The 14613-nt window shown below is 70.5% G+C and carries 10 protein-coding genes and 1 tRNA gene; 5 read left to right on the plus strand and 6 right to left on the minus strand.

Translation table 11 applies throughout. The features are described 5' to 3' along the window. Nucleotides 1–15: 15 nt before the first annotated feature. Nucleotides 16–618 carry a GNAT family N-acetyltransferase gene (locus ACIRYZ_RS29800; RefSeq protein ID WP_402950038.1) on the minus strand — a complete coding sequence of 201 codons (603 nt, stop codon included), beginning with the start codon at nucleotides 616–618 and terminating at the stop codon, nucleotides 16–18. 128 nt (nucleotides 619–746) lie between these two features. Next, complete coding sequence (locus tag ACIRYZ_RS29805) at nucleotides 747–2030, minus strand: adenylosuccinate synthase (RefSeq protein ID WP_402950041.1); 1284 nt, start codon at nucleotides 2028–2030, stop codon at nucleotides 747–749. Nucleotides 2031–2156: 126 nt separating this feature from the next. On the opposite strand from ACIRYZ_RS29805, the gene ACIRYZ_RS29810 reads away from it, so the two are divergent. From ACIRYZ_RS29810 to purM, 3 genes are all read left to right on the plus strand, one after another. Next, nucleotides 2157–3035, plus strand: a complete 879-nt coding sequence (locus ACIRYZ_RS29810; protein ID WP_402950044.1) for a diacylglycerol kinase family protein — start codon at nucleotides 2157–2159, stop codon at nucleotides 3033–3035. Nucleotides 3036–3378: 343 nt separating this feature from the next. Beyond that, the gene (purF, locus tag ACIRYZ_RS29815; RefSeq protein ID WP_402950046.1) at nucleotides 3379–4962 is read left to right on the plus strand and encodes an amidophosphoribosyltransferase; all 1584 of its coding nucleotides are present in this window, start codon (nucleotides 3379–3381) and stop codon (nucleotides 4960–4962) included. A 139-nt stretch (nucleotides 4963–5101) separates the two neighbouring features. Further along, complete coding sequence (gene purM, locus ACIRYZ_RS29820) at nucleotides 5102–6187, plus strand: phosphoribosylformylglycinamidine cyclo-ligase (RefSeq protein ID WP_387618686.1); 1086 nt, start codon at nucleotides 5102–5104, stop codon at nucleotides 6185–6187. Nucleotides 6188–6344: 157 nt separating this feature from the next. Here the strand turns inward: purM and ACIRYZ_RS29825 are convergent, their stop codons facing one another. Then, nucleotides 6345–6599 (minus strand): DUF3073 domain-containing protein, encoded by a 255-nt coding sequence (locus ACIRYZ_RS29825; RefSeq protein WP_393034949.1) that lies wholly within the window; start codon nucleotides 6597–6599, stop codon nucleotides 6345–6347. Nucleotides 6600–6984: 385 nt separating this feature from the next. Beyond that, a complete protein-coding gene (locus ACIRYZ_RS29830; protein WP_393034946.1) occupies nucleotides 6985–8142 on the minus strand; it encodes a Glu/Leu/Phe/Val dehydrogenase dimerization domain-containing protein in 1158 nt (385 codons plus the stop codon). Nucleotides 8143–8338: 196 nt separating this feature from the next. Here ACIRYZ_RS29830 and ACIRYZ_RS29835 point away from each other — a divergent pair, with 196 nt between their 5' ends. Beyond that, nucleotides 8339–9250 (plus strand): hypothetical protein, encoded by a 912-nt coding sequence (locus tag ACIRYZ_RS29835; protein WP_402950051.1) that lies wholly within the window; start codon nucleotides 8339–8341, stop codon nucleotides 9248–9250. A gap of 487 nt (nucleotides 9251–9737) precedes the next feature. Beyond that, nucleotides 9738–9944 carry a developmental transcriptional regulator BldC gene (gene bldC / locus ACIRYZ_RS29840; protein WP_014137253.1) on the plus strand — a complete coding sequence of 69 codons (207 nt, stop codon included), beginning with the start codon at nucleotides 9738–9740 and terminating at the stop codon, nucleotides 9942–9944. A 381-nt stretch (nucleotides 9945–10325) separates the two neighbouring features. Here the strand turns inward: bldC and ACIRYZ_RS29845 are convergent. Continuing rightward, nucleotides 10326–10399 (minus strand) — tRNA-Asp (locus ACIRYZ_RS29845). 106 nt (nucleotides 10400–10505) lie between these two features. Beyond that, nucleotides 10506–14483, minus strand: coding sequence for an ATP-dependent RNA helicase HrpA (gene hrpA, locus ACIRYZ_RS29850; RefSeq protein WP_402950054.1), 3978 nt, complete (start codon nucleotides 14481–14483; stop codon nucleotides 10506–10508). Nucleotides 14484–14613 lie beyond the last annotated feature (130 nt).

Genomic DNA, 14613 nt, shown 5'->3' on the forward strand with positions numbered 1-14613 from the left:
CCTGGTGACTGCTCATCAGCCCCGCGAAAGCCGCTCCACCAACTGGGCCTTGGCCGCCGGCCACTCGTCCGCGAGCATCGAGAAGTAGGCGCTGTCGCGCCAGGTGCCGGTGGGGCGGAGCCGGTGGCGGCGGAAGACACCCTCGAACTGCGCGCCGAGGCGCTGGATCGCGTTGCGGGAGCGTTCGTTGAGGGCGTCGGTCTTCCAGAAGACGCGGCCCATGCCCAGGTCCTCGAAGGCGTGGGTGAGCAGCAGCAGCTTGGCCTCGGTGTTGACCGCGGTGCGCCAGACCGAGCGGGCGTAGAGGGTGCCGCCGATCTCCACGGACTCGTCCTTGGCGCTGAAGTCGTGGTAGCCGGTGATGCCGACGGCGGTGCCGCTCGCGAGGTCGACGGCGGCGAAGTGGACGCACTGCCCCTCGGCGGCCTCGGCGATGCGGGCGTCGAGGATGCCGCCGAGCTCCTCCTCCGTGGCGGGCGGGAGGTTCATGGTCCAGCGCCAGACCTCGGGCTCGGAGCCGACGGTGGCCCAGAGGTCGGCGAGGTGGCGGCGCTCCAGCGGCTCCAGGCGGATGTGGCGGCCGGTGAGGGTGACGGGCGTGGGCAGCTTCGCGGTCATGATCCGAACGTAGCGGGACTCTGCACTAGAAGCAATGTTGTTGTGTACTAGTGCAAATGGGACTTGCTGGGCAAAGCGAAGGGCCCCGCGGGACGGTGCGTCCCGGGGGGCCCTCGAAGCGCTCAGGCTCAGATGAACGAGTTGATCTGGATCGTCTCGTCCCGGCCCGGGCCGACGCCGATGGCGGAGATCGGCGCGCCGGACATCTCCTCCAGCGCCTTCACGTACGCCTGGGCGTTCTTCGGCAGCTCGGCGAAGGTCTTCGCCTTGCTGATGTCCTCGTTCCAGCCCGGCAGCGTCTCGTAGATCGGCTTGGCGTGGTGGAAGTCCGACTGGTTGTAGGGGAGTTCCTCGACCCGCCGGCCGTCGATCTTGTACGCGACGCAGACCGGGATCTGCTCCCAACCGGTCAGCACGTCGAGCTTGGTGAGGAAGAAGTCGGTGAGGCCGTTGACCCGGGTCGCGTAGCGCGCGATGACGGCGTCGAACCAGCCGCAGCGGCGGTCACGGCCGGTGGTGACACCGCGCTCGCCGCCGATGCGGCGCAGCGCCTCGCCGTCCTGGTCGAACAGCTCGGTCGGGAACGGACCGGAGCCGACGCGGGTGGTGTAGGCCTTGAGGATGCCGATGACCCGGTCGATCTTGGTGGGGCCGATGCCGGCGCCGGTGCAGGCGCCGCCCGCGGTCGGGTTCGACGAGGTCACGAAGGGGTACGTGCCGTGGTCGACGTCGAGCAGGGTGCCCTGGCCGCCCTCCAGCAGGACGACCTTGTTCGCCTTGAGCGCCTCGTCCAGGACGAGGGTGGTGTCGGCGAGGAAGGGCTTGATCTTCTCCGCGTAGCCCAGGTACTCCTCGACCACCAGGTCGGCCGGGATGGTGCGGCGGTTGTACAGCTTGACCAGGATCTGGTTCTTGTCGTGCAGCGCCGCCTCGATCTTCTGGCGCAGGATCGACTCGTCGAACAGGTCCTGGACCCGGATGCCGACGCGGTTGATCTTGTCCGCGTAGGTCGGGCCGATGCCGCGGCCGGTGGTGCCGATCCGGCGCTTGCCGAGGAAGCGCTCGGTGACCTTGTCCAGGGTGCGGTGGTACGGCGTGATCAGGTGGGCGTTGCCCGAGACCAGCAGCTTGGAGGTGTCGATGCCGCGCTCGTTCAGGCCGGCCAGCTCGGAGAGCAGCACGGCCGGGTCGATCACGACGCCGTTGCCGATCACCGGGGTGACGTTCGGGCTGAGGATGCCGGAGGGGAGCAGGTGCAGGGCGTACTTCTGGTCACCGATGACCACCGTGTGACCGGCGTTGTTGCCGCCCTGGTAGCGGACGACGTAGTCGACGGAGCCGCCGAGGAGGTCGGTCGCCTTCCCCTTGCCCTCGTCTCCCCACTGAGCGCCAACGAGCACGAGTGCCGGCACAGGCGTACACCCCTTCCGGTTGGGGCATCCTGCGTAGGCCGCTGTCTGCCCCGAGATAGACGAAGCCCCTGGCGCAATGGCGCAAGGGGCTCTTGCACCGAGAGATTACCTGAGGAAGGACCGGTCGTGTCGTCCCTGTCCACGCCTGCAACCAGCGGCCCCGAGCCGATTCTGCTGCTCCTCGACCCGGTGGCCCGGCGGACCGACGGCGAGTCGGTGCGGATCGCGAAGGACGTGCTCTGCGGGGGTACGGACGTCAAGGTGGTCTATCCGGAGAGCCCGTCCGAACTCGACCGGGTGCTTTCGCACCGGGGTCGGCGGCGACCGGTGGTGATCGGTTCCGATCTCGCCCTGCAGAGGGTGCTGCAGGCCCTGCATCGCCACCGTGAGCTGGGCGCCGATCCGGTGGGCATGGTTCCGGTTGGGCGTGCGGAGGAGCTCGCGACGGCCCGTGCGCTCGGGGTTCCGGGGGAGCCGGTGCGGGCCGCGCGGGCGGTGCTCTCGGGCGCGCCGCGCACCTTCGACCTGCTGGTGGACGACGGTGGCGGGGTGGCGCTCGGCGGGGTGCGGATCACGGGCGGCGCCACCCGCCGGCTGGTGGGCCGCGCGGGTGGCTGGCGTTCGCTATGGGCGAAATTGGCTGCGGCCGAGCAGGCGAACGCACTCGCCCCGGAGGTCGCCGACCGCAGCCCCCGGGTCCGGGTCGAGGCGGACGGCCGGCTGCTCGCGGACGTGCACCGGCCGGTCCGGCTGGTCGAGCTGTCCCTGCCGGGCGGCGGGGACGGCGCGGCGGGCAACGCGGCGGGCGGCGCGGCGGGCGGCACGGGTGTGCTGGAGGTGGTGGTCCGCGCGTCCGGCGCCCTCGTGCGCGTCCGGGCGGCGAGCGTCTCGGTGGTCGGGCGCGGCTTCGGCTACGAGGCGGACGGCCACCCGGTCGGGCCGGTCCGCGCTCGGACCTGGACGGTGCACCCGGGCTCCTGGGGACTGCTGCTGCCGGCCGCGTAAGAGCTCGCGTGACGGCTCGCGCGAAGGCGCGCGTGACGGCTCGCGCACGGGCTCGGGCGACGGCTTCCACCGAGGGAGCCCCCGCGTGAACCCCGGCTGAACCCCGGGTGAGCAGGCTCACGTTCGCTCCCGCCCCGACAACCACCGCTCCGTGCACGGAACTGCGCACCGAACTCCCCAACAGGCGCGAACCACAAGGCCAACCGCCACCCGCCGGAATTCCCCCCACCCGAAATCCCCAGCCCGTAAGGGGTTTTGTCTACGCGCGTTACTCCGAGGCCGCCGGACAAACCCCCAGTCCCGGGTTCCGGAGGCCTGTGCCAACTGCCCTAGACTCGAAGACGTGCCACGTGGTGACGGAAGACTCAACCACGATCTTCTTCCCGGCGAGAAAGGCCCCCAGGACGCTTGCGGCGTCTTCGGTGTCTGGGCTCCCGGCGAGGAGGTCGCCAAGCTCACGTTCTTCGGCCTTTACGCCCTGCAGCACCGCGGTCAGGAATCCGCGGGCATCGCAGTGAGCAACGGCTCCCAGATTCTCGTCTTCAAGGACATGGGACTCGTCTCCCAGGTCTTCGACGAGGCCTCGCTGGGGTCGTTGCACGGGCATATCGCCGTTGGACACGCCCGCTACTCGACCACCGGTTCCTCGGTCTGGGAGAACGCCCAGCCGACCTTCCGGGCGACCGTGCACGGTTCGCTGGCCCTCGGGCACAACGGAAACCTGGTGAACACCGCCGAACTGGCGGCCATGGTCGCCGAACTGCCCGGCGAGGAGCACGTCTCCCGCTCCGGCCGGACCGCCGCGACCAACGACACCGACCTGGTGACCGCCCTGCTGGCCGGCCACCCGGACCTCTCCATCGAGGAGACGGCCAAGGTCGTGCTGCCCGAGGTCAAGGGCGCCTTCTCGCTCGTCTTCATGGACGAGCACACCCTCTACGCCGCCCGTGACCCGCAGGGCATCCGCCCGCTGGTGCTCGGCCGGCTGGAGCGCGGCTGGGTGGTCGCCTCCGAGACGGCGGCGCTGGACATCTGCGGTGCCTCCTTCATCCGCGAGGTCGAGCCCGGCGAGCTCATCGCCATCGACGAGAACGGCATGCGCAGCTCCCGCTTCGCCGAGGCGAAGCCCAAGGGCTGCGTGTTCGAGTACGTCTACCTGGCCCGCCCCGACACCTCCATCGCCGGCCGCAACGTGCACCTCTCCCGCGTGGAGATGGGCCGCCGCCTGGCGAAGGAGGCCCCCGTCGAGGCCGACCTGGTGATAGCGACCCCCGAGTCCGGCACCCCCGCCGCGATCGGCTACGCCGAGGCCAGCGGCATCCCGTACGGCTCCGGCCTGGTGAAGAACGCCTACGTGGGCCGCACCTTCATCCAGCCCAGCCAGACCATCCGTCAGCTCGGCATCCGGCTCAAGCTGAACCCGCTGCGCGAGGTCATCGCCGGCAAGCGCCTGGTGGTCGTGGACGACTCGATCGTTCGCGGCAACACCCAGCGCGCGCTGGTGCGGATGCTGCGCGAGGCGGGCGCCGCCGAGGTGCACATCCGGATCTCCTCGCCGCCGGTGAAGTGGCCCTGCTTCTTCGGCATCGACTTCGCCACCCGCGCGGAGCTGATCGCCAACGGGATGACGGTGGAGGAGATCGGCCGCACGCTCGGTGCCGACTCGCTCGCCTACATCTCGATCGACGGCATGATCGAGGCCACCAAGCAGCCCAAGGACAAGCTCTGCCGGGCCTGCTTCGACGGCGAGTACCCGATGGAGCTGCCGGACCCGGCGCTGCTCGGCAAGCTCCTGCTGGAGGCCGAGATCAAGGGCGGCCAGCAGCCGCCCGCCGTCCGCGGCAAGCCGACCAGCGGCAGCGACCTGGACGGCGTCCAGGCGCTGCTCGGCGGGGCGGGCGCGGCCGACGCGCTGCGCCGCCCGTAACGAACCCACGGTGGGGTCCCGCGAACCGGGGCCCCACCGCTGTTCCCGCCCCGGGGACGCGGTCGGGACGTCGTCCGCGGACGACGCGCCCTTCCGCTGCAACGAACCACCCCCACCAGACCCGAGAGGGCCGCACGCAGTGACCACCAACCAGAACGGCGCCACCTACGCCGCCGCCGGTGTCGACATCGAGGCGGGCGACCGCGCCGTCGAGCTCATGAAGCAGTGGGTGAAGAAGGCCAACCGCCCCGAGGTGGTCGGCGGTCTCGGCGGCTTCGCCGGCCTCTTCGACGTCTCCGCCTTCAAGAACTACGAGCGGCCGCTGCTGGCCTCGGCCACCGACGGCGTGGGGACCAAGGTGGCCATCGCGGCCGCCATGGACAAGCACGACACCATCGGCCACGACCTGGTCGGCATGGTCGTGGACGACATCGTGGTGTGCGGCGCCGAGCCGCTGTTCATGACCGACTACATCTGCGTCGGCAAGGTCGTCCCGGAGCGGGTCGCCTCGATCGTCAAGGGCATCGCCGAGGGCTGCGCGCTGGCCGGCTGCGCCCTGGTGGGCGGCGAGACCGCCGAGCACCCGGGCCTGCTCGGCCCGGACGAGTACGACGTCGCGGGCGCCGGCACCGGCGTGGTCGAGGCCGACGCGCTGCTGGGCGCCGAGCGCGTCCGGGCCGGCGACGTGGTGATCGCGATGGCCGCCTCCGGCCTGCACTCCAACGGCTACTCGCTGGTCCGCCACGTGCTGCTGAACGAGGCCGGCTGGAAGCTGGACCGCAAGGTCGAGGAGTTCGGCCGCACCCTCGGCGAGGAGCTGCTGGAGCCGACCCGGATCTACTCGCTGGACTGCCTGGCGCTGATCCGCGCCACCGAGGTGCACGCCTTCTCGCACGTCACCGGCGGCGGCCTGGCGGCCAACCTGGCCCGGGTCATCCCGGACGGGCTGCACGCCCGCCTGGACCGCGGCACGTGGACCCCGCTGCCGGTCTTCCGGACCGTCGCCGAGGTCGGCAAGGTGGCCACCCTGGAGATCGAGAAGACGCTCAACATGGGCGTCGGCATGGTCGCCGTCGTCCCGCCGCACTCGGTGGACGTGGTGCTGTCGCTGCTGGAGGACCGCGGCGTCGAGGCCTGGCTGCTCGGTGACATCGTCGAGCGCACCGACGAGCACGAGGGCGGCGCGGCCCTCTACAACGCCTACGAGGGCTTCACGGCGGGCTGAGCGGGCCGATCCGCCCCCGACCCGTGGGAGGGCCCCTCCGGTGCGCCGGAGGGGCCCTCTTGCGTCCCCGGACGGGGGGCGGTACGGACGGTGTTCGGGAACGCCGAAGACCGGCCCGGCGCCCAGGGCGCCCGGACCGGTCCGGTGAAGCTGTGGATTACGAGCGGCGGGAGGCCTGCGACGGCCCGGTGCCCGGCTCGTTGTCGTCCTCGTCGTCGACGGCGTAGCGGGCGGCGTACTCCGCGTACGGGTCGTCGTCCTCCTCCTCTTCGATCGGCTCCGGCTCGATCGAAGGCGTGGACGGCGATACGCCCAGCTCGTTGGACAGACGGTTAGCGTCGAACCCGCCGCTGTTGTACTTCAGCTCGCGGGCGACCTTCGTCTGCTTGGCCTTGGCCCGGCCGCGCCCCATGGGTCGACCCCCTCAACGATGGGGCTCACGGCCCCGAGTCTGACACGTGTTCATGATCAGGACCGGCCTGCCCGAATGAGGAGGACCGTCCCTTGGAGCATTAACGGTACCTGTTTCCGCCGCTGGACGGTACGTCGTCGGTGTGACGTGGCGCGCACCGACTGCACCCGAGACCAGGTCTTCCCAGGTCAGGGGAGGTTTTGCGGCGATTTGCACGCTGTCCGGAGGTGTCTGAGGTCCGTCGTTCCAAGAATGATTATCCCCCCTAGGGGGACCTCGGATCACCCGTTCGGGCGGAGAAGTGAGAATCCGGTTCCACATCGTGATGCGCGGGGGGCCACCGGGTGGAACCCCCCGCGCATCACGATCACCGCACCGGGTCCGATCAGGCGCGGCGGGCGTGCGGCAGCAGGACCGTGCGCAGCGCGCTGATCTCGCGCATCCGCTTCTCGGCCAGGCGGTCGGCGGCGACCGCCGGCGGGATGCCGTCGGAGGCGGCCCGCGTGAAGATCTCCAGGGTGGTGTCGAAGATCTTGGTGGCCTTGTTCTTGGCCCGCTCGAAGTTGAAGCCGTCGATCTCGTCGGCGACCTGGATCACGCCGCCGGAGTTCACCAGGTAGTCGGGGGCGTACAGGATGCCGCGGTCGGCCAGGTCCTTCTCGACGCCCGGGTGGGCCAGCTGGTTGTTGGCCGCGCCGCAGACGACGGAGGTGCCGAACTCGCCGAGCGCGGCGACCGTGGCGTCGGTCAGCGCACCGCCGAGGGCGCAGGGGGCGTAGACGTCCAGCTTGGCCTGGAGCAGGGCGGTGGTGTCGGCGACCACCTCCACCTCCGGGTGGGCGGCGCGCACGCGGTTGACGGCGGCCTCGAAGGGGTCGGTGACGACGACGGTGGCGCCGTCCGCGACCAGGTGGCCGACCAGGTAGTGGCCGACCTTGCCGACGCCCGCGACGCCGACCCGCTTGCCGCGCAGGGTCGGCTGGCCCCAGCGGGCCTGGGCGGAGGCCCGCATGCCCTGGAAGACGCCGAAGGCGGTCAGGATGGACGAGTCGCCGGCGCCGCCGTGCTCGGGCGAGCGGCCGGTCACGAACTCGGTCTCGCGCGCGATGACGTCCATGTCCTGCACGTAGGTGCCCACGTCGCAGGCGGTGATGTAACGGCCGCGCAGGGACTCCACGAAGCGGCCGTAGGCCCGGAGCATCGCCTCGTTCTTGTCCTTGTTCGGGTCGCCGATGATGACGGCCTTGCCGCCGCCGAGGTCCAGCCCGGCGAGCGCGTTCTTGTAGGACATCCCGCGGGACAGGTTCAGCGCGTCCTCCAGGGCCGCCTCCTCGGAGGCGTACGGGAAGAAGCGGGTGCCGCCGAGGGCCGGGCCCAGCGCGGTGGAGTGGATGGCGATGATCGCCTTGAGTCCGGAGCTGCGGTCGTGGCAGAGGACGACCTGCTCGTGGCCGTCGCCGGGGGCGCCGTCCTGCTCGGTACGGAAGATCCTGCTGAGCACGCCGGGTGCGGAGTGCGTGGCGGGGGTCTGTACGTCGGTCACTGTGGTGACTCCAGTATCGAAGGCCCGCTGCGGTGGTGCGGGCGCCTAGGGCGAAGAGTAGTCGCGCGCGGGCCTTCGATCGGCCCTCTTGTCCGAGCTTGTGCCGGTTGTCCGAGGGGTGAGATGAGAGGGGGCACGGTGCGGGCGCGAACGGTTCCGGGGCGCGCCCTCCCGGGTCCGGGCGGCGCGTGCGACCATGCAGGACGTGACCGTCGTACGCACTTCCGTACAGCCGCCCTACGCCGCCCACCTGCGGGTCTACGAGCCGCTGGCCGCGTACCCGGAGCCCGAGCGGGCGCATTGGCAGGCGTACGCGGCGGAGCACGGACCGGACGCCGTGGCGGCGGCGCAGCCGGTGGCCGGGGCGGTGCTGGAGGAGCAGCGGGCGGCGCTCGCGGAGCTGGCCGCCCGGACGCCCCGGGCGCTGCCGGAGCGGGAGAGCGGGCGGGCGTACCTGCGGGTGGTGGACGGCGTACTGTACGTCTGCCCGTGGGCGACCAGGCTGCGCAGCTGGCAGGCTCTGGAGGAGCTGCTGGCGGGGGCTCCGGTGGCCCTGCTGGACACCGCGGTGCCGCCGGTGGCCCGGGCGGCCGCCGAGGCGGACCGGGAGCGCTGGCGGGCCGAGCACCCGGACGCCCGGCCGTGGATCCTGACCAGCCGGTGGGAGGTGCCGGTGCGCTGGTTCCTGCCGTTCGGGGACGAGGACCGGTGCTTCGTGCCGGGCGGCGTGGGCGTGGAAGGGGTGGAGGGGGAGCGGGGGCGGCCGGCGGCGCTGTTCTACCTGGTGCCGATGGCCCAGGCGCGGCGGCGGGTGGCGAGGGCCTTCCGGGCGCTGCGCGAGGGGGTGCCGGACGGGGAGCTGGTGCGGGGGGCGGAGCAGGTCGGGCGGTGGCTGGAGGAGTTCCACCCGCGCTCGCTGGTGGAGTTGGACTACGGGGGGCTGGTGCATCTGCTGGGGCCGGAGCGGCTGTTGGCGGACCGTTCGGCGGGGGAGCTGGAGGAGGGGCTGCGCGCGCTGCGGGCGGGGGAGACCGCGGAGGCCTTGCGCGTGTACGGGGAGCTGACGGAGCGGTGGCGCCGGGTGCAGGCGCTGCGGTACACGAACTGACGTCCGACCGCCCGTGTATGACTGTGAGGGGTCTTTGGTCCGCGACGCCGATGACCAAGGTCCTGGTTCGGGTCAATAGCTGTCGAACGTGACACTACTCACTGTTGACGCGAACTTACCCCTATGTGCAAAAATGGGACAACCAGCCCAACTTCACGTGAGCGTGCCCACTTTTGGGTGGTTCTGGAGTCGATGCGTGCTTTGCGGGGAAATGGAGGGTCTGGTCCCCTCGTAACCGGACGTCACTGCCGCGTGACTGTCCGTTATGGGGTGGTCCATCGCCATCCGTCGGCCTTGAACCCGTGAGGGGTCAATTTTGGCGGTTTGGTCGATAGGGCTGGACGGATGGTGTAGTTGTAGACACCAGGACAAGCCGTTCGTCCTATAACCGACTCGGCCCGTCTATGCCATTTCGGGCATCGCGGGCCAAGGTGCAGAATTTGAAGGATAGAACCGCCCTGGTTCGGTTCTCCCGAGGAGGCCGCTCATGACCGCTCGTACCCCTGATGCTGAGCCGCTGCTGACGCCGGCAGAGGTTGCCACCATGTTCCGCGTGGACCCGAAGACGGTCACCCGCTGGGCCAAGGCCGGCAAGCTGACGTCGATTCGCACGCTCGGTGGTCACCGCCGTTACCGTGAGGCGGAGGTGCGCGCCCTGCTGGCCGGGATTCCCGCTCAGCGCACTGAGGCCTGATAGGCCAAAGGCTCTTTAAAGGGGCCGCTAACCGGACTCCGCCGGGTCCGGTTAGCGGCCCCTTTGCCGTGCCCGGGGGTCGGCGTCCGGGTGCCTTCCGGATCCCTTCCGGACCCCCTTCCGGTCTGTCGGAATGTTGAACTCCACATAACGATTTGATGCGCACGGGACGGGGGGGATTTACAGTGAATAACAGTGCAATTTTACATATTAAATTAGCGGGGTCTCCGGGAGGCCGTTCCAGGGCCGATCTCCGGAGGGGGTGGGTGGCGACAGTCACACGGTCCGTCACTTGCGCTCCGGGCCTGGTCCGGGGTACGAGCAGGACGACAAAAAGCGAGAGGCCCGGAACCTGACGGTTCCGGGCCTCTCGCACTGCGGCGATCCCGACGGGACTTGAACCCGCGACCTCCACCTTGACAGGGTGGCGAGCTAACCAACTGCTCCACGGGACCAGAGTTTTCTGATCTCGTTCACTCGCTTGCCGCGCTGCGAACAAGACAGACTGTAGCCCATGGTGGGCCCCCAGGTCGAACTGGCTCCTGAAGGCCCACCCGCAGCTCAGAGCGCGGCCCGTGCGGCGTCCATCGCCTTCATGATCCGCTTCTCCGAGACCGGGCTCGGCGTGCCCAACGACTGGGCGAAGAAGCTGACCCGCAACTCCTCGATCATCCAGCGGATCGCCCGCACCTCCTCGGACGGCTGCCGCCCGGCCGGTACCGCCGCCAGCAGCTCTCCGTACGCCTGCTGCACCTGCTGGACCTTCAGCAGCTGCTGGGCGTCCCGCTGGGGGTGGTTGGGCAGTGCCTCCAGTCGGCGGTCCACCGCCAGCAGGTAGCGCTTGAGGTCGGGCAGCCGCTGCCAGCCGGTGGCCGTCACGAAGCCCGGGTGCACCAGCGAGGCCAGGTGCAGCCGGATGTCGTTCACCGCGTTCAGCAGCACCGGGCTGCTCACCGACTTCAGCCGGGTCGAGGCCTTGTGGAAGGCGATCAGCGCGGTGGCCGTCTTCAGCGTGGTGTCCGCGGACAGGTCGTACAGGTCCGCGCGCACCTTGTCGTGCAGCTTGCCGAAGGCCGCCTCGTCCCAGGCCGGGCCGCCGGCCAGGGTCATCAGCCGGTCGGTCGCGGCCGACACCACGTCCTCGAACAGCGCGGTGATCGACCCGTGCGGGCTGTGCGAGAGCGCCAGCTTCGCCTGGTTGCCCAGCCGCCCCTGGATCGACTTGGCCGGGGAGTTGACGGTCAGCATCAGCAGCCGGCGGGTGCCCTCCCACATGGCCTGCGCCTGCGCCTGCGGGGTGTCGAACAGCTTGACGCCCACCGACGCGCCCTCGTCCACCAGCGCCGGGTAGGCGCGCAGCGAGTGGCCGCGGGAGCGCTGCTCGAAGGTGCGCTGGAGCACCGGCAGCCCGGCCGGCCAGGCGGTCAGCCCACCCTGCTCGATGCCCTGGCCGGAGGCCGCCGAGGAGAGCGTCTCCTTGAGCTTCGGCTTGAGCTTCAGCCGCAGCTCCTCCAGGTCCTTGGACTCGGCGAGCTTGCGGCGGCCGTCCACCACCCGGAAGGTCACCTTGAGGTGCTCCGGGACCCGCTCGTCGTCCCAGGCCTCCGGCGGTACGGTGACCGCCGTCAGCCGCTTCAGGACGTGCTCCAGGGACGGCAGCAAGGGCTCCTGGCGGTCCTTCACCTGGCGCAGTGCCGCCTTGGCGAAGTCCGGTGCCGGGACGAAGTTGCGCCGGATCGCCTTCGGCAGCGACTTGATGTACGCGGTGACCAGCTCCTCCCGCAGACCGGGGATCTGCCAGTCGAAGCCCTCCGCGGTGACCTGGTTGAGCACCGGCAGCGGGATGTGGACGGTCACACCGTCCGCGTCGCTGCCCGGTTCGAACTGGTAGGTCAGCTTGAAGCGCAGCTTGCCCTGCTGCCAGTAGTCCGGGTAGTCGGCCTCGGTGACGCCGTCCGCGGCGTCGTTGATCAGCATCGACTTCTCGAAGTTCAGCAGGTCCGGCTGCTCGTGCCGGGCCTTCTTCCACCAGGAGTCGAAGTGCCGGGTGGACACGACGTCGTCGGGCAGCCGGGCGTCGTAGAAGTCGAACAGGGTCTGGTCGTCCACCAGGATGTCCCGGCGGCGGGCCCGGTTCTCCAGCTCCTCGACCTCGCCGAGCAGCTTGCGGTTCTCGGCGAAGAACTTGTGGTGGGTCTCCCAGTCGCCCTCGACCAGGGCGTTGCGGATGAACAGCTCCCGGCAGAGCTCCGGGTCGATCCGCCCGTAGTTGACCTTGCGCTGGGCGACGACCGGCATCCCGTAGAGGGTGACCTTCTCGTACGCCAGGACGGCGCCGGCCTTCTTCTCCCAGTGCGGCTCGCTGTAGCTGCGCTTGATCAGGTGGCCGGCCAGCGGCTCGACCCACTCCGGCTCGATCTTGGCGTTGATCCGCGCCCACAGCCGGGAGGTCTCCACCAGCTCGGCCGACATCACCCAGCGCGGCGGCTTCTTGAACAGGCCGGAGCCCGGGAAGACCGCGAAGCGGGCGCCGCGCGCACCGCCGTACTCGCGCTTCTCCACGTCGAACAGGCCGATGTGGGAGAGCAGGCCGGCCAGCAGCGACTGGTGGATCCGGTCCGCGTCCGGCTCCGCGTCGGGGTGGGGTTCCTCGATCGTGACACCCAGCTGCTTCGCGACGGTGCGCAGTTGGGTGTAGACGTCCTGCCACTCCCGTATCCGCAGGTAGTTCAGGAACTCGGCCTTGCACATCCGGCGGAAGGCCGAGGAGGAGAGCTCCTTCTGCTGCTCCCGGACGTAGCGCCACATCGCCAGGTAGGAGAGGAAGTCCGAGGTCTCCGAGTTGAACCGGCGGTGCCGGTCGTCGGCGGCCTGGCGCTTCTCGGCGGGGCGCTCGCGCGGGTCCTGGATGGAGAGCGCGGCGGCGATCACCATGACGTCGCGCACGCAGCCGTTGCGGTCCGCCTCCAGCACCATGCGGGCCATCCGCGGGTCCACCGGCAGCTGGGCGAGCTTGCGGCCGAGCTGGGTCAGGCGCTTGCGCGGGTCCTTCTCCTCCGGGTCCAGTGCGCCCAGCTCGTGCAGCAGGTGCACGCCGTCCTTGATGTTGCGGGAGTCCGGCGGGTCCAGGAAGGGGAAGGCGGCGATGTCGCCGAGACCCGCCGCCGTCATCTGCAGGATCACCGAGGCCAGGTTGGTGCGCAGGATCTCGGCGTCGGTGAACTCGGGGCGGGAGAGGAAGTCCTCCTCCGAGTACAGCCGGATGCAGATGCCGTCCGAGGTGCGGCCGCAGCGGCCCTTGCGCTGGTTGGCGCTGGCCTGGCTGATCGCCTCGATCGGCAGCCGCTGCACCTTGGTGCGGTGGCTGTAGCGGGAGATCCGGGCGGTGCCCGGGTCGATCACGTACTTGATGCCGGGGACGGTCAGCGAGGTCTCGGCCACGTTGGTGGCCAGCACGATCCGGCGGCTGCGCGAGCGCTGGAAGACCTTGTGCTGCTCGGCCGAGCTGAGCCGGGCGTACAGCGGCAGGATCTCGGTGTTCTTCAGCTTCAGCTTGGTGAGGGCGTCGGCGGTGTCGCGGATCTCGCGCTCGCCGGAGAGGAAGACCAGGATGTCGCCCGGGCCCTCGTCCTGCAGTTCCTGGGCGGCGTCGCAGATCGCCTGGACCTGGTCCCGGTCGCGGTCGGCCTCGTCGCCGTCCTCGTCCTCCTCCAGGACGGGCCGGTACCGGACCTCGACGGGGTACGTACGGCCGGAGACCTCGACGATCGGGGCGTCGCCGAAGTGCCGGGCGAAGCGCTCCGGGTCGATGGTCGCGGAGGTGATCACGACCTTGAGGTCAGGGCGGCGCGGGAGCAGCTGCTTGAGGTAGCCGAGCAGGAAGTCGATGTTGAGGCTGCGCTCGTGGGCCTCGTCGATGATCAGGGTGTCGTACTGGCGCAGATCGCGGTCGGTCTGGATCTCCGCCAGCAGGATGCCGTCCGTCATCAGCTTGACCAGGGTGTCCTGGCCGACCTGGTCGGTGAACCGGACCTTCCAGCCGACCGCCTCGCCGAGCGGGCTGTTCAGCTCCTCCGCGACGCGCTCGGCCACCGTACGGGCGGCGATCCGGCGCGGCTGGGTGTGGCCGACCAGGCCGCGCACGCCGCGGCCCAGCTCCAGGCAGATCTTCGGGATCTGGGTGGTCTTGCCGGAACCGGTCTCCCCCGCGACGATCACCACCTGGTGGTCCCGGATCGCCTCCAGGATCTCGTCCTTCTTCTGGCTGACCGGCAGCTCGGCGGGATAGCCGATCTCCGGGACGGCGTTCCGGCGCTGCTCGACCAGCAGCTCGGCACGGTCGATGTCGGCGGCGATCTCGGCGGCGATCTTCTGTCGGGCCTCGGGCTTCCGGACCCGGCGGGCCCCCTCCAGCCGACGCCCGAGCCGCACCTCGTCGCGCAGGGTCAGCTCGGGCAGGCGGGCGGCCAGCTCACCGATTCCGGGACCCTCGGCGGGTGCGGGGGCGGACTGGACTGCGGGAGAACTCACTGCGGGCATCCCTCTAGGTTCGCAAGGAGGCACGGCGGAGCGCACCTCGGTTTTCGAGCCCCTCCAGTGTCACAGCCGCCGGTGCGGAATCGCGAACGGCGGGCAACGGTCGGCGGGGGTTCCGGGCTCTGGGGGGTTG

This window comes from Kitasatospora sp. NPDC101155 (assembly GCF_044768305.1).
Classification (GTDB): Bacteria; Actinomycetota; Actinomycetes; order Streptomycetales; family Streptomycetaceae; genus Kitasatospora.